Genomic DNA, 23,085 nt, shown 5'->3' with positions numbered 1-23,085 from the left:
GCGGAGCGGACCGTCGCGAGACGTGCGGCGTGTCAGGGAATGATGTTCGCCATGTCCCGGGGCATCGTGGCCTTCACGTCCTCCCACTCGCCCTGGGTCACGTGGCGGCGCAGGGTGTCCAGCACCACCTGCACCACGCGCTCCGGGCCGCCCTCGGCGTCGTACGGGAAGCCCTGCCGGACCTCCAGCAGGAAGTCGTCCCGGTTGAGCTTGATCGGCACGTCCGACGGCTTCCAGCCGTCGAAGTAGATCCCGCGCACCAGCACCGGGAGCTGCGCGGCGAACTCCACGCTCTCCTGCACCGGCATCCGGTCGCGCAGCAGGTGCAGCACGGTGCGCAGCGCGCAGTAGGACTGGTTGCGTTGCTCCTTGGGCCAGCCGTAGGCCTGCTCGATGTCCTTGAGGATGATGTTGGTCTTGTCCATCGAGGACTCGAATGCGGAATGCAGCTGCTCAGCCATCTGTCCACCCCCGTACGTCGGTCTCCCACCGTCGGTCGTCGTCACGTCGCGGTGGCCCCACCGGGCCGCGCGGCTGCCGGGTCGGACCGACCCGGGCGGGGCGCGGCGCCCACCGGGCGTCGGGGGACGACCCGACGACGTGCAGCACGGGGCCGCGTCGTCGACCCGGGACCACCCGAACCGTCATCTCCACCCACCTCCGTGGTGTCGCCTGCCGCGGCCACGGTCGGCCGCACGCACCGCCCATGCTGCGCGGCGTCGGGGTGAGCGGCCCTCACCCCGACGGAGTGAACCGTCCGGCTCAGTCCGCGTCGAGCAGCCCGGCGAGCGTCGCGGCGTTGGTCTGCGCGTAGTCCCGGTAGCAGTTGTTCATCAGGACGTGCGTCTCCCCGGCGGAGTCGGCCAGCTCGCGCAGCTTCGGCGCCCAGTCGCGCAGCTCCCGGTCGGCGTAGCGGTAGCCGAACTTCTCGTGGATGTCCTTGCTGGTCCACTTGTCGCTGTGCCCGTGGAAGCGGACCACCGCGAGGTCCGCGGTGGCGGCCAGCACCGGGGGCACCGACGAGCGGTGCCCCTGCGGCATGTCCACGCAGACGTACGCGAGCCGGTGCTCGCGCAGGAAGGCGAGGGTCTCGTCGGCGTTGTCGCCGTCGAACCAGGAGGCGTGCCGGAACTCGTAGACCGGGCGCAGCGGGGCGCAGCGCTTCGCCACCTCCAGCAGGTACTGCTTGTTGTCCCGCTTGATGGTGAACCAGGGTGGAAACTGGAACAGCAGCGCGCCGAGCTTGCCCGCCTCGACCAGCGGGTCCAGCGCGGCGAGGAAGCGCGTCCACACCTCTTCGTACGCCTGCGGCGGCAGGTCGTCCGGGTAGAGGTTCTTCTTCCCCGTGTCCGGCCGGAGGTCCTTGTAGAGCGCGCCGACCCGGGTCGGGTGCCCGGTGAGCAGGCTGAACGCCTTGACGTTGAAGGTGAAGCCGGCCGGGGTGCGCTCGGCCCACAGCCTCGCCGTCCGCTCGGCGGGCGGCGAGTAGTAGGTGGCGTCGACCTCGACCAGTGGGAACTGGCGGGCGTAGTACGCCAGCCGCTTCTCCGGGGTGTCGGCGGTCTGCGGGTACCAGCCGGAGTCCAACAAGGTCCGGTCGGTCCAGGAGGCAGTGCCGACCTTGATCTCACCCATCGGTCGACCTCGCCGCGGTCCGGACCGACCGGCAACCGCTGGCGGGAATCAGGCCGCCCGACGTTCCCGGTTCTGCTTGCACTGCACGCAGGTGGTGGCGGAGGGGAAGATCTCCAGCCGCTCGACGGGGATCGCCGAGGTGCAGCCCTCGCAGAAGCCGTAGGTGCCCTCCTCCAGCCGGGTGAGGGCGTGCTCGTACTGGGCGCGGCGGTCGAGGATGGTCCGCAGCAGGGACTGCGCGGTGTCCCGCTCCGCCGTCTTGGTGCCGCTGTCGGCCTGGTCGTCACCGGCGGTGTCACCCACCTCCACCAGCCGCAGCACCTGGCTCTGCAGCACCGCCTGCTCGTACTCCGCGGACAGCTCGTCGTAGCGGGCCTGCAGGGAGCGCCGGATCTGGTCGATCTCCGCCTGGGATCGGCCCGTACCGATCGTGTCGTGGACGAGCATCGCTGCCTGCCTTTCTGGCCTGGAAGATCCGCCGGGGCACCGGGTAGGTGCGCCCGGCGCCGTGGTGGTCTGCGCGCGGGCGGATCACCCGCGCCTTGTGAGCCGGGCGAATACCCCGGCACGTCGGCGGTCAAACCGGCGACTTTTCGGACGTCGTGCCCTCAGGGCGACACCGGGGACTCCACCAGCGCCGGGTGCCGGGGATCGTCGGCGCGGACCACGACGTCGGCGAAGGAGGCCGGTGCGACCTCGTCGGCGTACCGGGCGAAGGCGGGCAGCGTCCACCGCTGCGCGGGGTCGGTGCGCCGGTCCAGGGCGGCCGGGGAGAGCACCAGGTGGACCGTGACGTCGAACGGCAGGCCCCCGCCGAGCAGCAGTGCCCCACTGACCAGCACGACTCCCCCGGGCGGCAGGTCGACGTACGCGGCGCGGCTGGCCCGGTCGGTGGTGGCGTCCCACAGCGAGGGCAGCACCCGCCCCGAGCCGCCGGGCCCGGCCGGGTCGAGCACCTCCCGGCGCAGCCCCGGCTCGTCGACCCAGCCCTCGTAGAACGCGTCGGGGTTGGTCCGGCCGAACTCCAGGCGCACCGACGCGGGGCGGAGGAAGTCGGCGGCGCGTACGTGCAGCACGGGCCGGCCGAGCGCGCGCAGCGGGTCGACCAGCGCGGCGGCGAGTTCGTCCGGGCCGGCAGCCGGGGCGCCGTCGACGGCCACCCGCAGCCGGCCGGGGGCGTCGGTGCCGGCGAGACGCTCGGTCAGCTCGGCGACGAGCAACTCCGGGGAGATGGGGCGGATCCGCATCCGACCATGGTGCCCCGCCGGCCGCCCCGGACGGGACGCGGCAGCCGCTGCTCGCGCAGTCGGCGCCCGCGCGATGGGCGGTGCTCGCTCGGCGGGTGGTGCCCGGGCGGTGGCCGGTGCTCGCGCAGTCGGTGCCCGCCCGGTGGTTGGTGCTCGCGCGGTGGGTGGTGTCAGCCGTTGCGGTCGATGGTGACGCGGGCGTCGTCGGCGAGCCGGTAGCCGACGCCGTAGACGGTGGTGACCAGCGGGACGTCGACGCCGACCTTGCCGCGCAGCCGGCGGACGTGCACGTCCACGGTGCGCACGCCGGCGTGCTCGTAGCCCCAGACCGCGTTGAGCAGCTGCAACCGGGTGAAGACCCGGCGGGGGTGGGCGACGAGGTGCAGCAGCAGGTCGAACTCCAGCCGGGTCAGGGGCAACGGCTCGCCGTCGCGCAGCACCGACCGGGACGAGGCGAGGATGTGCAGGGTCGGAATGGTGGCGGCGACCGGGCGCGACGGCGACCGGCCGGCGGGCACCGGGTCGGGGCGGCGTTCGACGGTGGCGGTGATGATGGTGCCCTCGCCGCGCTCCAGCATCTCCCGGGCGGCCTCCAGCAGCCGTCGGGCGGGCGCGGTCAGCGACTCCTCGGATGCCAACGGGATGTTCAGGGTCACCGTGAGCATCGGTGCGGCGGTGTTGGCGGGACGACGCTGGCCCCCCGGGGGTCGTCCGGGAACAGCGGGCTGGGACGTATGCCATCCGGCGCGCGACGAGGCGGGGCTGACCGACATGGTCCTCCTTGGCTGGTCCGGGTATCTCCCCACGGCCCGGGACGCCGCTCCATCGATGCTTCCCGGCGCCCGGGCGAGGGTCAAGGGGCGGCTGCGTTGCATGAATGTGACAATTGACGAACGCATCGGAGCCGGATGCTCGCTCTGCGTACGAAGCCTGATGATTACAGCAGAGCCGCCGGGTTGACCCGATAGGGGGGTGCCCGCCCGGTTCACGGTGGTCGGCGCGGGTGCGCCGGGAATGGATGAGCGTGGATCGCGTCAGTCCTCCGGAGGGCCGGCGGCCGGCGATCGGGGTGCCGCGCGGCGTACCGGCGACGGGACACCGCGGCCCCCGGACGCGGCGGCGCGGCGCGCCCGGGGATCGGGCACGCCGCGCGGGTGGCGCCGTCAGCGACTGCGCTCGATCTCGATCCGGGCCTCGTCGGCGAGGCGGTAGCCCACGCCGTAGACGGTGGTCACCACCGGCATGTCCGGGTCCAGCTTGGCGCGCAGCCGGCGGACGTGCACGTCGACGGTGCGCGCCACCGCGTGCTCGTAGCCCCACACCCGGCTCAGCAGCTGGAGCCGCGTGAACACCCGACGGGGCTGCTCCGCCAGGAACAGCAGCAGGTCGTACTCGATGCGGGTCAGCGGGATCACGCGGGAGCCCTGGTGGACCACCCGCGAGCCGGTGGCGATCCGGATCGCCTGGGGGTCCACGACGGCCGGCACCGGCCGGGGCGCCGCCGGCCGGTCCTCGGCGACGCCGGGTCCCAACCGCCCCTCCCCCGACTCGGCGAGTTCGCCGATCAGCTCCAGCAGCCGGGCCAGGCGGGGGCTCACCGGCCCCGGGACGAGGTCGAGGGTGATGGTGACGGTCGGGGCGGAGCGCGGTCGGAGCGCTCCGGCCCGCTCGGGGCGCGCGGACGAGTGGTGTCGGGTGGGGATGGCGACGACGGACATGGAGCCTCCTGGGCGGCGGTGCCGCCACGCCCGGTGGAGCGTGACGGTCAGGACGGCACCCGGCCGGCGGTCACCGGGGGCGCGGGGGTGGGCGTGGGCTGCGGCGGGGTGGGGCCGAGCACGGGCAGGCCGGCGAGCCGCCAGGCGACGAAGCCGCCGACGACGTCCGTGGCGTGGCGCAGCCCGAGATCCTGGAGGGCGACGGCGGCCAGCGAGGAGGTGTAGCCCTCCTGACAGATGACCATCACCCGCAGGTCGTAGCCGACGGCCTGCGGCAGCCGGGCCGGACAGCGGGGGTCGAACCGCCACTCCAGCACGTTGCGCTCGATCACCAGCGAGCCGGGCACGGTGCCGTGGGCGGCCCGCTGGGCGGCCGGGCGGATGTCCACCAGCAGGGCGCCGCCCCGGTGCGCCAGGTGTGCGCGCTCCGGGTCCAGCCGGTCCAGCCGCACCCGGGCGGCGGCCAGGATCTCGTCGATGCCCCGGGAGCCCGGCGGCGCCACCGGGGCCGGACACGCGTGCGGGTCGTCGGTCTGCGGCATGGTCGTTCCCTCCACTGGTTGCTGACGGTGCACGTACGACGGCGGGCCGCCGGCGCGGGGCGGGCGGCGCGCAGGGGGTCGCGGGCGACCCGGGCGGGACGGCGTCGCGCTCACCAGGCCACCCCGGCCTCGGCCACCTCGGCGACGCGCAGCCGGCCGTCGGTGAGCCGGTAGCTGGTCATCCGGCGCAGCGCGGGCCGGTAGACGTGGACGCTCACCGCCGGCTCGTCGTCCCGGTTGGACACCAGGTGCACGTGCCGCGGGCCGAAGCGACGCCCGGACCCGGCCGGCAGCCGGTGCGGGCGGAGCACGCCCCCGCCGACCGTCTCCTCGGTCAGGACCCCGGAGACGACCAGGAACGCGCCGCCGCAGCCACCGTGGTCGTGCAGGTCGGTGCCCTGGCCGGGCAGCCAGCTCAACGCCCACACCTCGTGGTCGGCCTCGTGGGCGAGCCGGGCGTACCAGCGGGAGACCGGGTCGAAGCGCAGCGGCACCGGCCAGCGGACGGGGTCGGCGCCCCACCGCCGGGCGGTGGCGAGCAGGTCGGGCGGGCGTCGGTCGGGCATGGCGGTCCTCGCGGTTCGGCGGTGCGTCGACCAAGCATAGGCTGCAAACCCTATTGGTTTAGTAGGCATTCCCAGAAGCTGGGACGCGTCACCTACGGACCGGCGGGTCCACCCGGTAGCCGGGGATCGACGGCCAGCGCACCGTCAGCACGACCGACTCGCGCTCGGCGTACCAGGAGTGGTCCACGCCCCGCCCCCACACCACGTAGTCGCCGGGCTCGCCGAGCACCACCGTCCGGTCCGGCAACTCGACCCGGAACCGGCCGCTGACCAGCACCAGCAGGGCCGTACGCCGCTCCTGCGTGGCCCATCGGGAGCGCGCCTCCCCCGCCGGATGGACTCCCCACTTCACCTCGACGTCGACGCTGTGCCGGGCGTCGCCCGGCGGCATGAAGTGGCCGAGCAGCCAGCCGGCGTTCGTCGCACCGTCCACGCCCGCGTTGCCCACGTACACCCTGTCGTCCATCGCACGCTCCCCGGTACGCCGGCCGAGCAACGTACCAGGGGGACGTCCGACTAACCTGGACCGGTGAGTGAGGAACTCGACGCGGAGACGCTGGCGTTCGCGCACCGGATGTTCGACCTGGCCCGCGACGGGGCCACCGCCGAACTGGCCGACTACGTCGACGCGGGGCTGCCAGTCAACCTGACCAACGACAAGGGCGACACGCTGCTGATCCTCGCGGCGTACCACGCCCACGCCGAGACCGTCGCCGCGCTGCTCGCCCGTGGCGCCGACCACTCCCGGACCAACGACCGGGGCCAGACGGCGCTGGCCGCCGCCACCTTCCGCAGCAGCGCCGAGGCCGTCCGGACGCTGCTCGCCGCCGGGGCCGACCCGCACCACGGCAACCCCTCGGCGGTGGAGACCGCCCGCTTCTTCGACCTGCCCGAGATGCTCGCGCTGCTGGCCGCGCCGACCGGCTGACGCCGACGCCCGGCGCATCCGGTCCGCGCCCGGTATACAGGGTCGGTGGAGGATCCGCTGCCCGAACAGATGCGCACCGCCGCCACGGCGCTGCTCGCCGCGCTGGACGAACCCGCCCGCGCCCGGGCCGCCCACCGCTTCGACGACGAGGCGGCCCGCCGCTGGCTCGAGTACCGGCCGCGACCCCGGCCCGGGGTCTGCCTGGCCGACCTGGACCGCGCCGGGCGCAAGGCCGCACACCGGCTGCTGGCCACCGCGCTGAGCCCACCGGCGTACGCCCAGGCGATGGCCATCGTCGCGCTCGAGGAGGTGCTGGACCGGGCGGAGGGATGGCGCCGGGGCCGGCACAGCGGCGACTACTGGGTGGCCGTCTTCGGCGACCCGGCCCGCGACGACGCCTGGGCGTGGCGCCTGGAGGGGCACCACCTCTCGGTGAGCATGACCGTGGTGGCCGACCAGGTCTCCCCCGCGCCGATCTTCCTCGGCGCCAACCCGGCCACCGTCCGGTACGCCGGCCGCCCGGTCTCCCGGCCGCTGGGCGTGGAGGAGGATCTGGCCCGCGCCCTGCTCGACGCGATGGGCCCGGCGGGCCGGACGGCGGCGATCGTCGCCGACGAGGCGCCCGGGGACATCATCAGCGCCACCCGTGCCCGGGTGGACGGGCCGCTGGAGCCGCTCGGGGTGCCCGCCGACCGGCTCGGGCCCACCGGGCGGGCCCTGCTGGACCAGCTCGTGGCGCTCTACCTGGACCGGCTCCCACCCGAGCTGGCGGTCCGGGAGGCCCGCCGGCTGGACTCCGGGCAGCTGCACTTCGCCTGGGCCGGCCCGACGGTGCCCGGTCGGCGCCACTACTACCGCGTGCAGGGCGACGACCTGCTCATCGAGTACCACAACACCACCGACGACGGCAACCACGCGCACACCGTCCTGCGCCGCCCGGCCAGCGACTTCGGCGCGGACGTCCTAGCCGCCCACCACGCCGAATCCCACCCCCACTAACCGCCCCACCCCGCTGCCGGCCCCTCAGCCCCGCCCCGCCCGCCCCGCCTCACCCGCCCAGCCTCGTCGATCATGCAGTAGTGGTGCCCCGCAAAAGGGGCGAAGGCGCCTCAACCGGCCACCACAACTGCATGATCGGCGCCGCTGGGGTGGGCGCCGCTGGGGTGGGCGGGGGGGGGCGGCACGGGCAGGCGGGTGGGCAGGCGGGTGGGCAGGGTGGTGTCAGGGGCGGTGGTGGGCCAGGTCGACGGTGGAGTCGGAGGCGCTGGAGAACGCGTCGAAGGTGGTGGGCTCGGCCCGGCGACCGGCGTCGAAGCGGCGGACCAGCCGGGCGCCCAGCGCGACGCCGACGGCGCCGATGCCCAGCGCCACCAGCTCGGTGAGCAGCAGCACGACGGAGGCGCCCCGCTGCGGCGCGTCCGCGCGGACGAGGCAGGAGATCAGGAACAGCGCGGCCATCGCCACGTTCACCAGGTTGAAGGTGACCGCCGTGCGCCGGGTCCGGTCGACCGGCACGTCCCACAGGTCGATCATGCCGGCCACGGCGGTCAGCGCGGCGGCGACCAGCGCGGCCACGGACGTCCAGTAGCCCACCTCACCGAGGAAGGCCGGGCCGCCGAGCACGTCGGTCAGGTCGAACACGGTCGCGCTCACGAAGAGCCCGAACGGGAACGTCACCAGCATCGGTTGGATCGGGTGCCCCTGCACCCGCAGCCGGCTCTGCATGGTTCCTCCCCAGGTAGGCACACGTCACCAGTCCAGGGTGCTACCCGGGCGCCCGTACGCCGAAACGACACGCGGCCCACCGGCCACCGCCGTCACGCAGGTCCCGGTAGTCACGCCGGCCACGGAGGGCCACGGCGCACCCCGGCCCCAAACGGCCGGAGCGTTCAGTTGTCCCGGGGGCGCGAGACGGTGGCGACCAGCCGGTCGGCCACCTGCCGCAGCGGGATGTCCAGCGACGACGCCGCGCTGCGCAGCACGTCGAGCGCCTCGCCGGCCGCGCAGCCGCGCTGGGTCATGATCACGCCGATCGCCTGCCCGATCACCCCGTCGCCGAGCACCGAGGGCTCCAGTTCCCCGACCTCGGCCGCCTTGCGTGCCCGGTCGCGGACCGCCGCGAGGAGCAGCCCGGCGTGCTCGGCGAGCAGCATCGCGGTGAGTTGGTGCCCCGGGGTGAGCAGGTCGGCGGCTCCGGCGTACAGGTTGATCGCCCCGATCACCTGTTCGTCGACGTCGACCGGCGCGGAGATCACCCCGTGCACGCCCAGCTCCCGGGCCCGCGGCGTCCAGGACGGCCAGCGCGCCTCGCGGTCCAGCCGGTCGGAGAGGATCATCTCCCGCCGCCGGATCGCGTCCATCGCCGGCGAGTCGGGGCCGTGCCGCAGGTCGTCCAGCCCCGCCAGGCGCGCGTCGGAGGCCGCCACCCCGGCCGGTTCGCCGGCGCGCAGCGCGGTGAAGCCGCACCAGCTCACGCCGGCCACGGCCCCGCGGGCGGTACGCACCAGCGCGTCCAGCGCCTCGTCGAAGTCCTCGACCGCGATCAGGGCGGCCGTCAGCTCGCGCAGCAGGGCGGCGGTCTCCAGGACACCGAGCCGCTCCACCGCCGGGTCCCACATCTCCAGGTTCACCGCTCCACAGCCCCCACCGTCCCGGCGTGCGCTCCCGCACGGCCGACCGGCGCCGTCACGTGTTCCATCGTCTGGTCTCTCCCGACTCCTCGGACCCGGCCTACTACCCTCGCAAACCGGGATCGAAACGGCGCAAAAGGGGGCCCCTTCCGGCGCCCGGAGGCGTCGGAAGGGGCCCCGGAGCGTCAGCGCGACGCGGAGCTGAGCCGCCGCCCCACCGAGGCGATCAACCGGTCCAGCTCCGAGCCGAACGGGTTGTCGTGCACGAGGTACGTCCAGGTCGCGCTCGGCCGCACCAGCTTCGCCTCGTCCGGCTCCCAGTCGTCGGTGAACTCGGTCTCCTCGAAGGTCTCGATCGTCCGCCGCTCGATCTCCGGGATCAGGTTGTTGAACGCCGGCACCGCCGCCCGGTGGAACTCGTCCAGCGGGTCGAGCCGACCCAGGGCGCGCAGGTGCACGCCCTCGCGTACCTCGGAGAGCTCCGCGAGGTGGTCCGTCCAGAGCCGGTCGAGGTGGTAGAGGGCGATCGAGCGGGCGACCCGGGCGAGCAGGTCCTCGTCCATCTCGCCGGCCTTCTCCGGCACCCGGTCCAGCAGCATCAGCGCCGCCACGTCGCTGGTCAGCAGCCGTTCCCGGCGCTCCGCGAGGGCCTTGCGCTGCTGCTCGATGACGACGCTGTAGCGCCAGGTGTTGCGGTGGATCTCGTGGTTGACGCCCTCGGCGACCCGCTGGGCGTGCTCGACGGCGTACTCGACCTGGTCGTCGGTGACCAGGCCGTCGGCGTTCATCCGGGGCGAGGCGGGAACGGCGTCGCCGGCGTGCCGGGCGACCAGGTCGTCCTCCAGGCTGACGAAGAAGACCGAGCCGCCCGGGTCGCCCTGCCGCCCGGCCCGGCCACGCAGCTGGTCGTCGACGCGCCGGCTGTCGTGCCGGCCGCTGCCGATCACGTAGAGGCCGCCCAGCTCGGCGACCCGGTCCCGGTCGGCCTGGTCGCTGCCGCCGAGGCGGATGTCGACGCCCCGGCCGGCCATCTGGGTGGAGACGGTCACCGCGCCGTACGCGCCGGCCTCGGCGATGATCGTCGCCTCCTCGTCGTCGTTCTTCGCGTTGAGCACCACGCAGGGCACCCCGATGGCGTTCAGGCCGGCCGCCAGCCCCTCGGACTCCTTCACGTCCAGGGTGCCGACCAGCACCGGCCGCCCGCGCTCGTGGTGGCGCTTGATCTCGTCGACCAGCGCCTCCTCCTTCTCGGCCCGGGTGGCGTAGATGCGGTCCGGCTCGTCCTCGCGCACGCACGGGGTGTTCGGCGGGATCACCGCCACCTCGAGGCCGAAGAACTCGCGGAGCTGGTCGCCGACCAGCACCGCGGTCGCCGTCATGCCGCACACCTTCGGGTAGAGCGCGATGTACGCCTGCACGGCGATGGTGCCGAGCACCTCGCCCTCGGCGGTGGCGTCGAGGCCCTCCTTGGCCTCCACGGCCGCCTGGAGCCCGTCCGGCCAGCGGCGACGCTGGGCGACCCGGCCCCGCATCTCGTCGATCAGCTCGACGGAGCCGTCGCGGACGATGTAGTCGACGTCGCGGTGCAGCAGGGCGTGCGCGTGCAGCGCCACGTTCACGGCGGAGAGCTGCGCGACGTGCTCCTCGTCGTACAGGTCGATGCCGAGCTTGGCCTCGACGGCGGCCAGGCCGGCGGCGGTGAAGGCGACGCTGCGGCCGTCCTCGGCCACCGTGTAGTGCTTGCCCTTGCGCAGGCCCCGCACCTGCGCGGCGGCGGCGTGCACCGGGTCCTGCTCGCCGGCGACCGAGCCGGCGAGGACCATCGGCACCCGGGCCTCGTCGATGAGGATCGAGTCGGCCTCGTCGACGATCGCCGTGCGCAGCGGCGGCTGCACCCGGTCCTCCACGTCGGTGACGAGCTGGTCGCGCAGGTAGTCGAAGCCGGCCTCGCTGACCGAGACGTAGGTGACGTCGCAGGCGTACGCGTCGCGCCGCTCCTGCGGGGTGGACGCCTCGTTGACCCAGCCGACGCTCAGGCCGAGCAGCTTGTAGACCGGCTCCATCCAGAGGGCGTCGCGCCGCGCCAGGTAGTCGTTGACGGTGAGCACGTGCACCGGGCCGTTGCCCAGCCGGACGTGCCCGTAGGCGGCGATGGTCGCGGTGAGCGTCTTGCCCTCACCGGTGGCCATCTCGGCGACCTTGCCCGAGAGCAGCGCCATCGCGCCCAGCAGCTGCACGTCGTACGGCCGCTGGTCGAGGCCGCGGCGGGCGGCCTCGCGGCCGATCGCGCAGATCTCCTCGTAGCCCGTGGCCTTACCGGCGGCCTCGGTCAGCTCGGCGTCGTCGAGCGCCGACAGCTCGTCCTCGCGCGCCTCGACGGCCGGCAGCAGCTTCTCCAGCGGCCCCAGGTCGACCGTCGTCCCCGGGCGCTGGAGGAACCGGCGGAACCTGGTCTTCAAGCGTTGCGACACACCCATGAGCGGCAACGGTACGCGACCGGAGCCCGCGTTGGCGGCCCGCCCGGCGCGCCGCCGCGCGGGTGTCGTCGCCGGGCGGGTCGCGGGCGTGGACCGCTCAGCTCACCAGGAGCTGGTGCGTGGCCAGCTCACGGTAGAGCGGGCTGGTCCCGGTCAGCTCGTCGTGGGTGCCGGTGGCCGCCACCCGGCCGCCGTCGAGCACCACGATCTGGTCGGCGTCGACGACGGTGGAGAGGCGGTGCGCCACGATCAGCAGGGTGCGCCGGGCGGCCACCGCGTCGATGGCCCGGCGCAGCGCGGCCTCGTTGCGGGCGTCGAGGTTGCTGGTCGGCTCGTCGAGCAGCAGCACCGGCGGGCCGGCCAGCAGGGCGCGGGCGATGGCCAGCCGCTGCCGCTCGCCGCCGGAGAGCAGCACCCCGCCCTCGCCCACCTGCACGTCGAGCCCCTCGGGGGCGCGCTCGGCGAGGTGGCCGAGGTTGACCTCGTCGAGCACCGCGCGCAGCCGGGCCTCGGTGGCCTCCGGCGCGCTGATCAGGAGGTTCTCCCGCAGCGTGCCGGCCAGCACGGGCGCGGACTGCTCGACGTAGCCGATCCGGGCGCGCAGCGCGTCGCGGGGCAGGTCCCGCACGTCGACCCCGTCGATGCGCAGCGCGCCCCCGGTGACCTCGTAGAAGCGCTCGACCAGCGCCAGCAGCGTCGACTTCCCGGCGCCCGACGGGCCGACCAGGGCGGTGCGGGTGCCGGCCGGCACGGTGAAGCTCACCTCGTGCAGCACCGGCGGGCCGCCGGGGTAGCCGAAGCCCACCCGGTCGAACTCGACGGACGCCGGGGCCCCGCCGGGCAGCGCCCGGGCCGGGACGGGCGCGGGCCGGTCGGCGGCCCCCTCGACCGGCACGGCGAGCATCTCCTCGATGCGCTGGAGCGCGCCCAGCCCGGTCTGCAGCTGGGTGTAGGCGTGCACCGCCTGCCCGAGCGGAAGGACCAGGAAGAACAGGAACATGATGAAGGCGACCAGGTCGCCGACGGTGATCGCGCCCGCCGCCACCCGCGCCCCGCCCACCCCGAGGACCAGCAGGAATGCCCCCTGGATGGTGACGCTGCTGGCGGGGCCGACGAACGCCTGCACCCGGGCCACCCGCAGGCCCGCCGCGTACGCCCGCGCGGCGCTGACGCCGATCGCGTCGGCCTCGCGCCGCTCCGCCCGCGCCGCGCGGATCGTCCGGGCGGCGGAGATGGCGCGCTCCACCGCCGAGGTCATCTCGCCGACGCGCTCCTGGGCGGCGCGGGCCAGGCCCCGCACCCGGTGGGCGAAGGCGACGGCGATGGCGATGCCGGCGGCCACCCCGAGCAGGGTCACCCCGAACAACACCGGGTCGAGCAGGACCATCGCGCCCGCCGCGCCGAGCACCATCACGGCGCCGGTGACGACCTCGAACAGGCCGGAGGTGACCACCGCGCGCAGCAGGGTGGTGTCCGAGCCGACGCGGGAGAGCAGGTCGCCGGTGCGGCGGCGGTCGTACTCGGCGATCGGCAGCCGCAGCAGGTGGCCGGTCAGCCGCCGCCGGGTGCCCAGCACGACCCCCTCCGCGGTGCGTTGCAGCAGGTAGTCCCGCACCCCGCCGATCGCCGCGGCCACCAGCACCAGGGCGACAAGCGCCGCGACCAGGCCGCCCACCGATCGGCTGCCGGAGAGCCCGTCCAGCACCGAGCGGGTGAGCAGCGGTTGTGCCAGGGACGCCGCCGCGCCGGCCAGCGACAGCGCGCCCACCACGGCGAGGGTGCCGCGGTGGGCGCGCAGGTACGGCAGCAGGGCGGCCAGGCCGATCCGCCGGTCGTCCACGGGGGTGCCCGGACCGCCGGCGGCGGTCGGCACGGGGTCGTCGGCGGTCGTCACGGGAGCGGCGGCGGTCATGGCTGGCACGGTATCGGGCCGCGCCACCCGCCCCGGGGGCGACGCGGGGACCTCAGGCGGTCAGTACCACCTGGAGCTCCTGGCGGCGCCGCTCGGCGAGGTCGGTCAGCAGGGCCGGGGCCTGCTCGAACGGCACCACCGCCGAGACGAGGTGCTTGCGGATCACGTCCCCGTACGCGCGCAGCAGGTCGATCGTCTCGGCGGAGAGGCGCTCCCGGTCCCAGGTGGGGGCGAGCCCGCGCGGCACCCGGCCGATCTGTGCGCACCGCAGCGACAGTCCGTTGTGGTGGAACTCCTCGCCGAACCGGACCGCGTCCGCGCCGGCCTGGTAGAACGCCAGGTCGACGACCGTGCCCTGGGGGCGCAGCAGGCGCAGCGCGAGCTGCAACGCCCACGCCTGCCCCCGGCACTGGAACACCACGTCGGCGCCCCGGTCGCCGGGCCCGTGCGCCCAGCGGGTCTTGAGCACCACCGCCGGGTCGTCCGCCTCCGGGTCGAGGGTCTCCAGGCCCAGCGCCTCGGCGACGGCCCGCCGCTGCGGGGTCGGGTCGAGCACCACCACCGAGGCGGCGCCGTGCCGCTTGGCGAACAGGGCGGTGAGCAGGGCCACCACCCCGCTGCCGACGACCGCGATCCGGCGGCCCCGCACCCCGTCGCCCAGCGACCGCACGTCGGCGCCGTGCAGGTCGGCGGCGGCGTGCAGCACGCCGTTGGCGCAGATCGGCCCCATGTGCGCGACGTAGACGCCGAGCAGCGGGTCGAGGTCCTCGGGCAGCGGCACGAACCGCTCGGCGACCGGGTCGGCGACCCAGCCGGTGCGGTGGCCGTACGTCATCGCGCCCACGGTGCCCACGGCGACGGCGGGCGTACGGCTCTCCACCACCCGGCCGACCTGCATGTAGCCCAGCCGGGTCACCGGGTACAGGGTGCTGGCCGCGCCCGGCTGGAAGAGCCCGAGGTCGGCGTTCCAGGTGACGTTGAGGTAGGGGTTGGTGCCCTTGACGTAACTGAGTTCGGTGCCCGCGGAGACGCCGCTGAACAGCGTCTCGACCCGGAACGTGCCGTCGGTCAGCTCGGCGGCGTCCTGCTCGACCAGCTCCACCCGGCCCGGGCCGCTGACCACCACGACGTGGTCACGCATCGACGGTCACCCCCGTGGCGAGCGGCGCGGCGACGGGCGTGTCCAGCCGTACGGGCCGGCCGGTGCGGGCGGAGTCGGCGACCGCGAGGGCGAGCCGCTGGGTGCCGAGGGCCTCGGCGTACGGGACGCGGACGTCGTCGCCGACGCCCCGGACCGCGTCGACGAAGGCCCGGTCCACGGCCACCCGGGCGGCCTCGGGGTCGGCGTCGAAGCGGCGTTCCCCGTCGGCGTCGCGCACGACCAGCCCGTCCTCGCTGAGCGAGAGGGCCAGGCCGTCGGCGAGGATCTCCAGTCCGGCGCGGTGCTTCCAGCCGAGCACGCAGGCGGCGGTGAGCGTGCCGACGGCGCCGCCGGCGAAGCGCAGCGTCGCGGTGGTCACCGAGTCGATGTCGGCGCCGTCGACGGGCGGCGGGGTGCCGTTGCCGTACGCCGTGACCTCGGTGGCCTCGCCGACCAGGCACCGGACGAGGTCCAGCACGTGGGCGGCCTGCTCGACCACGGGGCCACCGGAGCGGTCCCGCCGCGACCACCAGGCCACCGGGGGCACCTTGTCCCACCACGCGCCGCTGACCATCCGCACCGGACGGTCGCCGAGCAGTTCCCGGGCCTGCTGCACCACGGGCAGGTACCGCCAGTGGTGTCCGACGCCGGTGAGCAGTCCCCGCCCGGCCACCAGGTCGGCGATCCGCTCGGCGGTCACCAGGTCGACGGCGACCGGCTTCTCGACGAACATCGGCACCCCGGCCGCGACGACCGCCTCCTCGGCCGGCCCGTGGGCGAACGGCGGCACGCAGACGTAGACCGCGTCCGGGCCTGCGGCCAGCAGTTCCCCGACGTCGCCGAAGGTCCGGGCGCCGTGCGCGTCCGCCAGTTCCGCCGCCGCCTCCGGCACCACGTCGGTCACCCCGAGCAGTTCCACGTCCCCGAAGCCGCCCAACACCCGGGCGTGGCGTTGCGCCACCCCGCCGGCCCCAACCAGTCCCACCCGGCACGTGCGCATGAAAGCCCCTTCGCCACAGTTTCACGTTCGACGACTGCACTCCCCCCGCGTGCGCGCAACCAAACGTTCACCAGGGCGGAACCCGGTCACGTCACTGTCGTGATCAAGCTGTTAGGCATGCTGCGGTTAGCGCGAGTGCGGTAGTGGGAAAAACAGGGAAGGTTTTTCCGCCACGATCTGGGGGGTGCCTGTGCGGAATACGGAAACGATGGTGTCACCGGTGGTGGAGGCGTGGGCCACCTATCGCACCACGTCGGCGGGTGACTGGCCGGCGCGGCGGTTGATCCGCGCCAAGGGGGACAGCAGGGTCAGCGTGGTCCTGCCGGCCCACAACGAGGAGGCCACGGTCGGCGCGATCGTGTCGACGATCCGCGAGCACCTGATGGAGCGGGTGGCCCTGGTCGACGAGCTGATCGTGGTGGACTCGCGGTCCACCGACCGCACCGCCAGCGTGGCCCGCGCCGCGGGCGCGGAGGTGGTCAGCCAGGACGCGATGACCCGGGGCCTGCCCCGGCTGACCGGCAAGGGCGACGCGCTCTGGGCGGGGCTGGCCGCGGCCGAGGGCGACGTGGTGGCGTTCGTCGACGCCGACCTGCGCGAGTTCCGCCCGCACTTCGTGACCGGGCTGATCGGCCCCCTGCTGACCGATCCCTCGGTGGACTTCGTGAAGGGCTTCTACCACCGCCCGCTGGTCGGTGCGTCGAGCGTGGAGGCCGACGGCGGCGGGCGGGTGACGGAGCTGATGGCCCGGCCGATGCTGAACCTGTTCTGGCCCGAACTGGCGGGCTTCGTGCAGCCCCTCGCCGGTGAGTACGCCGGCCGCCGGGAGGTGCTGGAGCGGGTGCCGTTCGTCTCCGGCTACGGGGTCGAGACGGCGATGCTCATCGACCTACTCGAGCTGGTCGGGTTGGACGCGCTGGCCCAGGTGGACCTGGGCGAACGCAAGCACCGTCACCAGGACACCGCCGCGCTGGGCCGGATGTCGGCCCAGATCATGCTCACCGCCTGGTCGCGGTTGCAGCGGCGCGGCTGGGCGGCACCGGGCGCGCTGCCCGCCGCCCTGCTGACCCAGTTCCGGCGCGGCGGCTCCGACGCCCTGCCGAACCTGGACCGGGAGATCGTCGTCAGCGACGTCTCCGTCGAGGAGCGGCCGCCCCTGGCCGAGCTGCGGCACCGGATCCCCCGCCGACGGGTCGCCGCGGCGTGAACACGCGACCCCCCGTGACCGCGAACGACCGGGCGCGGACGGCCCAGGCCCCCGCCGAGGGAAGGAATCCCGCATGAGCCTCACCGTCCTGATGAACGCCGGTCCGTGGCTGTCCGTGCCGCCGCCCGGCTACGGCGGCATCGAGAACGTGATCGCGACACTGGTGCCGGAGCTGCGCCGCCTCGGCGTACGGGTGGTGCTCGCGTCGGTCGACAGCAGCACCCTGCCGGTCGACGAGAAGTTCTCCGTCTTCCCCGACGGGCAGTTCCACGCCCTGCAACGGCCGTACAACCAGGTCTGCGGCATCTCCCAGGCGCACCTGTTCGGGGTGGTGCGCGCGTTGCACTCGCGCGACGACATCGACCTGGTGCACGACCACGTGGAGGCGGTCGGCCTGGCGACGCTCGCCGCGATGGGCCCGGACGCGCCGCCGGCCCTGCACACGCTGCACTGGGACCTGGCCAAGCACCCGGCGCTCTACGGCAACCTCGACGGCGGCGACCGGGTCCGGGTCAACGGGGTCTCCGCCTCGCAGCTGGCCCGCGCGCCCCGGGCGTTGCAGGAGCACTCGGTGGGCCACGTGCACCTGTCCACCCCGCTCGCCGTCGACGCGGACCGGCGGCCCCGGGCGGAGAAGGGCGACTACCTGATCATCCTGGGCCGGATCAACCCGGGCAAGGGCCAGGACGTGGGCGCGCGCCTCGCCCGGCGGGTGGGGGTGCCGCTGGTGCTCGCCGGGCCCGTCGGCCCGTACCACCGGCCGGAGGACCTGGCCGCCGCCGGGGACGAGGCCCGGCAGAACCCGGACGTCCGGTTCTTCTACGACGAGGTGGCGCCGCACGTCGACGGTGACCTGGTCCGCTGGGTGGGCACCGTGGCCGGGCAGGAACGCGACGACCTGCTGGCCGGCGCCCGGGCCTCGCTGTTCCCGCTGCGCTGGGAGGAGCCGGGCGGCACGGCGGTGGTCGAGTCGCTGGCCCTGGGCACGCCGGTGGTGGCCACCGCCCGGGGTTGCCTGCCCGAGCTGATCGAGCACGGCCGCACCGGCCTGCTCACCACGGACGAGGAGGAGCTGGGCGACCTGCTGCTGGCCGCGAGCCTCCTGGATCCGGACGAGTGCCGGCGCGAGGCCGCCGTCCGCTTCACCCCCGCGGTGATGGCCGAGAAGTACGTGGCCCTCTACGAGCGGGTCCGCCAGCTCGCCGCCGCACCGCGCCTGCAACCGGCCTGACCGGCGATCCGCAACCAGGGGCCGGCCCGCCGTCACGGTGGGCCGGCCCCGGTCGCGTGCCGACGCCCGGATCGCGTGGATGGCCGATCGTCCGCTGGTGGGGTTTGCCGGTGGGAGCAGCGGGAAGGCGCGATCCACTCAGCGTTCTCGCACAGTGAGGAGACGGCGGTGACCGGTCCCATGGCGCACTCCCGCGCCCGGCACAACCCGGCCGACGGCAGGGCTCCCGTCCGGCGGGCCGCCACCGCCGTGGCGGTGGTCTTCCTCCTGGTCGGCGTGCTCGGCTTCGTGCCGGGCATCACCAGCAACTTCGGCGACCTGCGCTTCGCCGGGCACGACTCCGAATCCAAGCTGCTCGGCCTGTTCCAGGTCTCGGTGCTGCACAACATCGTCCACCTGCTCTTCGGGGTGGCCGGGCTGCTGCTGGCCCGCACCGTCACGGGCGCGCGGACGTACCTGGTCGGCGGCGGCGCGATCTACCTGGTGCTCTGGCTCTACGGCCTGGTGATCGACCACGACAGCGCGGCCAACTTCATCCCGGTCAACAACGCCGACAACTGGCTGCACCTGTTCCTGGGCCTGGGCATGATCGCGCTCGGCATCCTGACCACGCGGGACCGGACCCGCCGGTGACGCATCGTGACCGGCCCGGGCGGCGGCGCCCCGGCCGGTCCGGTTTGACCCTCCGCCCGGTCGGGTAGTTCGCAGATCACCCGACGACGCGAAACGAGGGCACGATGCCGAGCCGGATCACCTGCGAGGTGCACGACGAGTCGCCAGTGACCGTCGTACGCCTCCATGGCGACCTCGGCATCGACACCATGCGCACGGTGCGGGGCGTGCTGGACGACTGCCTCGCCAGCCAGCCCGACGCCCTCGTGGTCGACCTCGCCGACGTCACCTTCCGTGACCGGCTCGCCCTCTCGGTCTTCGCCGCCACCGCCCGTCGGGCAGCCGACTGGCCGGCGGTGCCCGTCGTGCTGTGCGCCCCGCCGCCCGAGGCGGCGACCTGGCTGGCCCAGTCGACCGCCTGCCGGGTGGTGCCCGTGCGGCGCGACTGCGACGAGGCGACCCGGGTGGCGAACGCGGCGGCGGCGCCCCGGCTGCGCGCCCGGCTCGAACCGGTGGCAGGGGCCTGCCGGCGGGCGCGGGAGCTGGTCACCGACGCGTGCGCCCGCTGGAACCTGCCGGAGGCCGTCGGGCCGGCGTCGCTGGTGCTCAGCGAGCTGGTCGGCAACGTGGTCCGGCACGCCGGCACGCCGATGCAGGTGACGCTTACCCTGCGCCGGCCGTACCTGCACCTGGTGGTCGCCGACGGCAGCCGGACCTCGGTCCGGGTCGGCACCGGTGACCTGCGGGCCGAGGGCGGCCGGGGGCTGATGCTCGTGCGCGAGACGGCCCAGCGGTGGGGCAGCGCGCCGGCCGGCGACGGGAAGGTCGTCTGGGCCATACTGCCCGCGAATTGACAGAATTTACCACTCTCGCCTGAATGACCCCTGTCGCCTGGTTTCATGGGTAGAGGGGCGGGTAGCCGCGCCGTCCTATCTGTCGTCTGGCGGGGTGAGAGTCACATGCCCAAGCGGGTAACCACGGAACCACGCGACCGGGGACCGGCGATCCTGGCGCCGGCACGCTTCGGTGGCTACCCCGGGCCGCTGCGCAAGGCGCTTCCCGGCGGCAAACTGACCCGGTTCCTGGCCACCACCGATCACAAGCAGATCGGCCTGCTCTACCTGCTGACCTCGTTCGGCTTCTTCCTGGTCGCCGGGATCCAGGCGATGCTGATGCGCGCCGAGCTGGCCCGGCCCAACTTGCAGTTCCTCTCCGCCGAGCAGTACAACCAGCTCTTCACCTCGCACGGCGCGGTCATGCTGCTGCTGTTCGCCACCCCCGCGGCGTTCGGGTTCGCCAACTACATCGTGCCGATCCAGATCGGCGCCCCCGACGTGTCGTTCCCCCGGCTCAACGCCCTCGCGTACTGGCTCTACCTGTTCGGCGGCCTGATGGTGCTCGGCGGATTCCTCACCCCGGGCGGCTCCGCCGACTTCGGCTGGACCGCGTACTCGCCGCTGAGCAGCCAGGAGCACTCCCCCGGCGTCGGCGCCAACATGTGGGTGATCGGCCTGGTGATCTCGGGGCTGGGCACCATCCTCGGCGCCGTCAACCTGATCACCACGATCCTCACCCTGCGCGCGCCCGGCATGACCATGTTCCGGATGCCGATCTTCACCTGGAACATGCTCTTCACCAGCGTGCTGGTGATCCTGGTGTTCCCGCTGCTCGCCGCCGCGCTGATGGCGCTCTCGGCGGACCGGCTGCTCAACGCCCACGTGTACGACCCGGGGACGGCCGGCCCGATGCTCTACCAGCACCTGTTCTGGTTCTTCGGCCATCCCGAGGTCTACATCATCGCGATCCCGTTCTTCGGCATCATCACCGAGATCATCCCGGTCTTCTCCCGCAAGCCGATCTTCGGGTACACCGGCCTCGTGCTGGCCACCATCGCGATCACCGTGCTGTCGATGACCGTGTGGGCGCACCACATGTTCGCCACCGGCCAGGTGCTGCTGCCGTTCTTCAGCATCCTGAGCTACCTGATCGCGGTGCCCACCGGGGTGAAGTTCTTCAACTGGATCGGCACCATGTGGAAGGGGCAGATCACCTTCGAGACGCCGATGCTCTTCGCGATCGGCTTCCTGGTCACCTTCCTCTTCGGCGGCCTCACCGGGGTGCTGCTGGCCAGCCCGCCGGCGGACTGGCACACCCACGACACGTACTTCGTCGTCGGGCACTTCCACTACGTGCTGTTCGGCACCGTGGTCTTCGCGCTCTTCGGCGGCTTCTACTTCTGGTGGCCGAAGATGACCGGGCGGCTGCTCGACGAGCGGCTGGGCAAGGCCCACTTCTGGACCATGTTTCTCGGCTTCCACGGCACCTTCCTCGTCCAGCACTGGCTGGGCAACGAGGGCATGCCCCGCCGGTACGCCGACTACCTGCCCAGCGATGGGTTCACCGCCCTGAACACCTTCTCCAGCATCTCCGCCTTCGTGCTCGGCGCGTCCACGCTCTTCTTCATCTGGAACGCCTGGAAGTCCTGGCGCTACGGGGCGATGGTGAACGTCGACGACCCGTGGGGCTTCGGCAACTCCCTGGAGTGGGCCACCACCTGCCCGCCGCCGCTGCGCAACTTCGACCGGATGCCCCGCATCCGCTCGGAGCGGCCCGCCTTCGACCTCAAGTACGGCCCGCTCGTCGCCGACCTCGGCCGGGACCTGCCCCAGCGCGCCACCAAGCCGCCGCAGGAACTCAGCGACGAGTTGCACCGCGAGAAGCACGTGCCCGAGGCGCCGGCCGCCGAGGGGGCGCACGGCGCGCGGGAGGCCGCCGCGTTCCAGCCCGCGGCGCAGTCCGGGGCCCGTCCTGTGGACGTCCCCGAGCCGGACGAGATCCGTCGGCCCAGCTTCGAGCAGACCGACGAGCCGGAGGAGACCCGCCCCGACGCCGACCGGGAGCCGCCGGCCAGGGAGCGCTGGCGGCATCCGCGCGGGCCCGGCGACACGCCTGAGCGCTGAGCGGGCGTACGCGAGAGAGGGCCGGCACCCCGGGGGTGCCGGCCCTCTGCGGTACGTGCGTGCTCAGCCCTCGCGGGTCGCCGCCAGGCCCGCCGCCGTGAGCGAGCGGCGCACGGCCGGCTGGACGCGGGTCAGCCGCAGCGGCACCCCGGTGCGGGCGGCGGCCTCGCGGCCCGCCATCAGCGCGGCGATGCCGCCGGCGTCGAAGCCACCGGCGCCCACCAGGTCGACCACCACCTCGGCGGGCTGCCCGGTCACCGCCTCCAGCATCGCCCGGCGGAGCTGGTCCGCGCCGTCCCGGTCGACCTCCCCGCCGACCTCCACGACCACCCGGTCGCCGTTGTGCCGCACCGAGATCCTGGTCTTCGCCGGCTCGGCCGACTCGGCGGTCCCGTTCTGCCACGGCGGCGGGGCGTCGGCCAGCATCGCCTGGCGCAGCCAGGTCAGCGCCCGCGACAGCAGCCGGGAGACGTGCATCTGGGAGATGCCGAAGCGGGCGGCGATCTCCGCCTGGGTCTGGTTGCCGTAGAAGCGCATGGCCAGGATGCGCCGCTCCCGCCAGGGCAACCGGTGCAGCAGCCCGCTGACCGTCACCCGGTCGTCGACGGACTCCAGCGCGTTGTCGGACTCGCCGACCAGGTCGCCGAACTCCGCCGAACTCTCCCCGCCGACGGGGGCGTTCAGCGAGGCCGGGCTGTAGCCGGCGGCCGACTCCAGCGCGGCGAGGATCTCCTCCTGCGGGGTCTCCAGCCGTTCCGCCAGCTCGGCGACCGTCGGGGCCCGGGACAGCTCGCTGGTCAGCGCGGAGGTGGCCTGCCCGACCTCCAGGATCAGGTCGCGCAGCCGGCGCGGCACGTGCACGCCCCAGGTGCGGTCGCGGAAGTGCCGCTTGATCTCGCCGACGATGGTGATGGCCGCGTACGCGGTGAAGGAGCCCCGCTCCGGGTCGTACCTGTCGACGGCGTTGACCAGGCCGAGCCGGGCGACCTGCTCCAGGTCCTCCAGCGGCTCGCCCCGCCCCCGGTAGCGGCGGGCCAGCCGGCCCGCGAACGGCAGGGCGAACCGGACGAGGTCGTCACGTGCCTCCTGGCGTCGTTCGGGCGGTAGCCCCTCGATCCGCGCCGCGTACGCCAGTGCGGCCGCGTCGAGGTCCTCCAGGCCCCGATCGGTCGGAGGTGGTGTGGTCGTGGTGGTCTGTCCGAACATCCGCGCCTCCCTCAGGAAGGTCCCCCGCCCGGATTCAGGAAACCGGTCGTGCGCGCGCGTGGTCGCACCACGC

General features: G+C 74.1%; 23 protein-coding genes. 7 read left to right on the top strand and 16 right to left on the bottom strand.

Going from position 1 to position 23,085, the window contains the following annotated elements; all coding sequences use genetic code 11:
- Positions 1-32: 32 nt before the first annotated feature.
- The 9 genes from ACN27A_RS02075 to ACN27A_RS02035 all read right to left on the bottom strand — a co-directional run bounded on the left by ACN27A_RS02075 (position 33) and on the right by ACN27A_RS02035 (position 6,174).
- Positions 33-461 carry a DUF2267 domain-containing protein gene (locus ACN27A_RS02075; RefSeq protein WP_421449369.1) on the bottom strand — a complete coding sequence of 143 codons (429 nt, stop codon included), beginning with the start codon at positions 459-461 and terminating at the stop codon, positions 33-35.
- A 301-nt stretch (positions 462-762) separates the two neighbouring features.
- Entirely contained in the window at positions 763-1,635 is an 873-nt protein-coding gene (locus ACN27A_RS02070; protein WP_357577472.1) for a DUF72 domain-containing protein, read from the bottom strand.
- Positions 1,636-1,683: 48 nt separating this feature from the next.
- Positions 1,684-2,082, bottom strand: a complete 399-nt coding sequence (locus ACN27A_RS02065) for a TraR/DksA family transcriptional regulator (RefSeq protein WP_089000644.1) — start codon at positions 2,080-2,082, stop codon at positions 1,684-1,686.
- Positions 2,083-2,243: 161 nt separating this feature from the next.
- Complete coding sequence (locus ACN27A_RS02060; protein WP_132237939.1) at positions 2,244-2,882, bottom strand: uridine kinase; 639 nt, start codon at positions 2,880-2,882, stop codon at positions 2,244-2,246.
- A 170-nt stretch (positions 2,883-3,052) separates the two neighbouring features.
- On the bottom strand, positions 3,053-3,655 hold the full coding sequence (locus tag ACN27A_RS02055) for a winged helix-turn-helix domain-containing protein (RefSeq protein WP_421449368.1): 603 nt from the start codon (positions 3,653-3,655) through the stop codon (positions 3,053-3,055).
- Positions 3,656-4,045: 390 nt separating this feature from the next.
- Entirely contained in the window at positions 4,046-4,600 is a 555-nt protein-coding gene (locus ACN27A_RS02050) for a winged helix-turn-helix domain-containing protein (protein WP_421449365.1), read from the bottom strand.
- A gap of 47 nt (positions 4,601-4,647) precedes the next feature.
- Positions 4,648-5,142, bottom strand: coding sequence for a rhodanese-like domain-containing protein (locus ACN27A_RS02045; RefSeq protein ID WP_421449363.1), 495 nt, complete (start codon positions 5,140-5,142; stop codon positions 4,648-4,650).
- A 110-nt stretch (positions 5,143-5,252) separates the two neighbouring features.
- Positions 5,253-5,708, bottom strand: a complete 456-nt coding sequence (locus ACN27A_RS02040; protein ID WP_421449361.1) for a cysteine dioxygenase — start codon at positions 5,706-5,708, stop codon at positions 5,253-5,255.
- Positions 5,709-5,796: 88 nt separating this feature from the next.
- Positions 5,797-6,174: a signal peptidase I gene (locus ACN27A_RS02035; protein WP_132237948.1), complete on the bottom strand. Its 378-nt coding sequence runs from the start codon at positions 6,172-6,174 to the stop codon at positions 5,797-5,799.
- Positions 6,175-6,237: 63 nt separating this feature from the next.
- On the opposite strand from ACN27A_RS02035, the gene ACN27A_RS02030 reads away from it, so the two are divergent.
- On the top strand, positions 6,238-6,636 hold the full coding sequence (locus tag ACN27A_RS02030) for an ankyrin repeat domain-containing protein (RefSeq protein ID WP_421449359.1): 399 nt from the start codon (positions 6,238-6,240) through the stop codon (positions 6,634-6,636).
- 45 nt (positions 6,637-6,681) lie between these two features.
- Positions 6,682-7,635 carry a DUF3500 domain-containing protein gene (locus tag ACN27A_RS02025; protein ID WP_421449358.1) on the top strand — a complete coding sequence of 318 codons (954 nt, stop codon included), beginning with the start codon at positions 6,682-6,684 and terminating at the stop codon, positions 7,633-7,635.
- Positions 7,636-7,857: 222 nt separating this feature from the next.
- Here ACN27A_RS02025 and ACN27A_RS02020 read toward each other — a convergent pair whose 3' ends face one another.
- The 6 genes from ACN27A_RS02020 to ACN27A_RS01995 form a co-directional block, all read right to left on the bottom strand.
- Positions 7,858-8,361, bottom strand: coding sequence for a DUF2231 domain-containing protein (locus ACN27A_RS02020; protein ID WP_421449357.1), 504 nt, complete (start codon positions 8,359-8,361; stop codon positions 7,858-7,860).
- Between the two features lie 164 nt (positions 8,362-8,525).
- The gene (locus ACN27A_RS02015; RefSeq protein ID WP_421449355.1) at positions 8,526-9,266 is read right to left on the bottom strand and encodes a GAF and ANTAR domain-containing protein; all 741 of its coding nucleotides are present in this window, start codon (positions 9,264-9,266) and stop codon (positions 8,526-8,528) included.
- 185 nt (positions 9,267-9,451) lie between these two features.
- On the bottom strand, positions 9,452-11,743 hold the full coding sequence (secA2, locus tag ACN27A_RS02010) for an accessory Sec system translocase SecA2 (protein ID WP_311410267.1): 2,292 nt from the start codon (positions 11,741-11,743) through the stop codon (positions 9,452-9,454).
- Positions 11,744-11,840: 97 nt separating this feature from the next.
- Positions 11,841-13,655 (bottom strand): ABC transporter ATP-binding protein, encoded by a 1,815-nt coding sequence (locus ACN27A_RS02005; protein ID WP_421449353.1) that lies wholly within the window; start codon positions 13,653-13,655, stop codon positions 11,841-11,843.
- Between the two features lie 52 nt (positions 13,656-13,707).
- A complete protein-coding gene (locus ACN27A_RS02000; protein WP_421449351.1) occupies positions 13,708-14,796 on the bottom strand; it encodes a zinc-binding dehydrogenase in 1,089 nt (362 codons plus the stop codon).
- Positions 14,789-15,796, bottom strand: coding sequence for a Gfo/Idh/MocA family protein (locus ACN27A_RS01995; RefSeq protein WP_421449350.1), 1,008 nt, complete (start codon positions 15,794-15,796; stop codon positions 14,789-14,791). The genes ACN27A_RS02000 and ACN27A_RS01995 overlap by 8 nt, the downstream gene beginning before the upstream one ends.
- A gap of 208 nt (positions 15,797-16,004) precedes the next feature.
- Between ACN27A_RS01995 and ACN27A_RS01990 the strand changes: the two genes are divergently transcribed.
- The 5 genes from ACN27A_RS01990 to ctaD all read left to right on the top strand — a co-directional run bounded on the left by ACN27A_RS01990 (position 16,005) and on the right by ctaD (position 21,806).
- Positions 16,005-17,003 carry a glucosyl-3-phosphoglycerate synthase gene (locus tag ACN27A_RS01990; RefSeq protein WP_207914435.1) on the top strand — a complete coding sequence of 333 codons (999 nt, stop codon included), beginning with the start codon at positions 16,005-16,007 and terminating at the stop codon, positions 17,001-17,003.
- A gap of 73 nt (positions 17,004-17,076) precedes the next feature.
- On the top strand, positions 17,077-18,234 hold the full coding sequence (locus ACN27A_RS01985; RefSeq protein ID WP_421449348.1) for a glycosyltransferase: 1,158 nt from the start codon (positions 17,077-17,079) through the stop codon (positions 18,232-18,234).
- A gap of 180 nt (positions 18,235-18,414) precedes the next feature.
- Positions 18,415-18,867, top strand: coding sequence for a DUF4383 domain-containing protein (locus ACN27A_RS01980; RefSeq protein WP_151456370.1), 453 nt, complete (start codon positions 18,415-18,417; stop codon positions 18,865-18,867).
- A gap of 104 nt (positions 18,868-18,971) precedes the next feature.
- A complete protein-coding gene (locus tag ACN27A_RS01975; RefSeq protein ID WP_421449347.1) occupies positions 18,972-19,700 on the top strand; it encodes an ATP-binding protein in 729 nt (242 codons plus the stop codon).
- 105 nt (positions 19,701-19,805) lie between these two features.
- Positions 19,806-21,806: a cytochrome c oxidase subunit I gene (ctaD, locus tag ACN27A_RS01970; RefSeq protein WP_421449345.1), complete on the top strand. Its 2,001-nt coding sequence runs from the start codon at positions 19,806-19,808 to the stop codon at positions 21,804-21,806.
- Positions 21,807-21,869: 63 nt separating this feature from the next.
- Here the strand turns inward: ctaD and ACN27A_RS01965 are convergent, their stop codons facing one another.
- Positions 21,870-23,012 carry a SigB/SigF/SigG family RNA polymerase sigma factor gene (locus ACN27A_RS01965; protein WP_421449343.1) on the bottom strand — a complete coding sequence of 381 codons (1,143 nt, stop codon included), beginning with the start codon at positions 23,010-23,012 and terminating at the stop codon, positions 21,870-21,872.
- Positions 23,013-23,085 lie beyond the last annotated feature (73 nt).

This window comes from Micromonospora sp. WMMD737 (assembly GCF_049179055.1).
GTDB lineage: Bacteria > Actinomycetota > Actinomycetes > Mycobacteriales > Micromonosporaceae > Micromonospora > Micromonospora reichwaldensis.
The sequence above is the reverse complement of the archived record's forward strand: the minus strand, read 5'-3'. Positions and strand labels throughout refer to the sequence as shown.

Coding starts and splice junctions, on each gene's coding strand:
- ACN27A_RS02020 (WP_421449357.1), bottom strand. CDS start 8,361: ATGCAGAGCCGGCTGCGGGTGCAGGGGCACCCGATCCAACCGATGCTG.
- ACN27A_RS01995 (WP_421449350.1), bottom strand. CDS start 15,796: ATGCGCACGTGCCGGGTGGGACTGGTTGGGGCCGGCGGGGTGGCGCAA.
- ACN27A_RS01980 (WP_151456370.1), top strand. CDS start 18,415: ATGGCGCACTCCCGCGCCCGGCACAACCCGGCCGACGGCAGGGCTCCC.
- ACN27A_RS02035 (WP_132237948.1), bottom strand. CDS start 6,174: ATGGACGACAGGGTGTACGTGGGCAACGCGGGCGTGGACGGTGCGACG.
- ACN27A_RS01975 (WP_421449347.1), top strand. CDS start 18,972: ATGCCGAGCCGGATCACCTGCGAGGTGCACGACGAGTCGCCAGTGACC.
- ACN27A_RS02045 (WP_421449363.1), bottom strand. CDS start 5,142: ATGCCGCAGACCGACGACCCGCACGCGTGTCCGGCCCCGGTGGCGCCG.
- ctaD (WP_421449345.1), top strand. CDS start 19,806: ATGCCCAAGCGGGTAACCACGGAACCACGCGACCGGGGACCGGCGATC.
- ACN27A_RS02075 (WP_421449369.1), bottom strand. CDS start 461: ATGGCTGAGCAGCTGCATTCCGCATTCGAGTCCTCGATGGACAAGACC.
- ACN27A_RS01985 (WP_421449348.1), top strand. CDS start 17,077: ATGAGCCTCACCGTCCTGATGAACGCCGGTCCGTGGCTGTCCGTGCCG.
- ACN27A_RS02065 (WP_089000644.1), bottom strand. CDS start 2,082: ATGCTCGTCCACGACACGATCGGTACGGGCCGATCCCAGGCGGAGATC.
- ACN27A_RS02005 (WP_421449353.1), bottom strand. CDS start 13,655: ATGACCGCCGCCGCTCCCGTGACGACCGCCGACGACCCCGTGCCGACC.
- ACN27A_RS02000 (WP_421449351.1), bottom strand. CDS start 14,796: ATGCGTGACCACGTCGTGGTGGTCAGCGGCCCGGGCCGGGTGGAGCTG.
- ACN27A_RS02040 (WP_421449361.1), bottom strand. CDS start 5,708: ATGCCCGACCGACGCCCGCCCGACCTGCTCGCCACCGCCCGGCGGTGG.
- ACN27A_RS02050 (WP_421449365.1), bottom strand. CDS start 4,600: ATGTCCGTCGTCGCCATCCCCACCCGACACCACTCGTCCGCGCGCCCC.
- ACN27A_RS02060 (WP_132237939.1), bottom strand. CDS start 2,882: ATGCGGATCCGCCCCATCTCCCCGGAGTTGCTCGTCGCCGAGCTGACC.
- ACN27A_RS02070 (WP_357577472.1), bottom strand. CDS start 1,635: ATGGGTGAGATCAAGGTCGGCACTGCCTCCTGGACCGACCGGACCTTG.
- secA2 (WP_311410267.1), bottom strand. CDS start 11,743: ATGGGTGTGTCGCAACGCTTGAAGACCAGGTTCCGCCGGTTCCTCCAG.
- ACN27A_RS02055 (WP_421449368.1), bottom strand. CDS start 3,655: ATGTCGGTCAGCCCCGCCTCGTCGCGCGCCGGATGGCATACGTCCCAG.
- ACN27A_RS01965 (WP_421449343.1), bottom strand. CDS start 23,012: ATGTTCGGACAGACCACCACGACCACACCACCTCCGACCGATCGGGGC.
- ACN27A_RS01990 (WP_207914435.1), top strand. CDS start 16,005: ATGGTGTCACCGGTGGTGGAGGCGTGGGCCACCTATCGCACCACGTCG.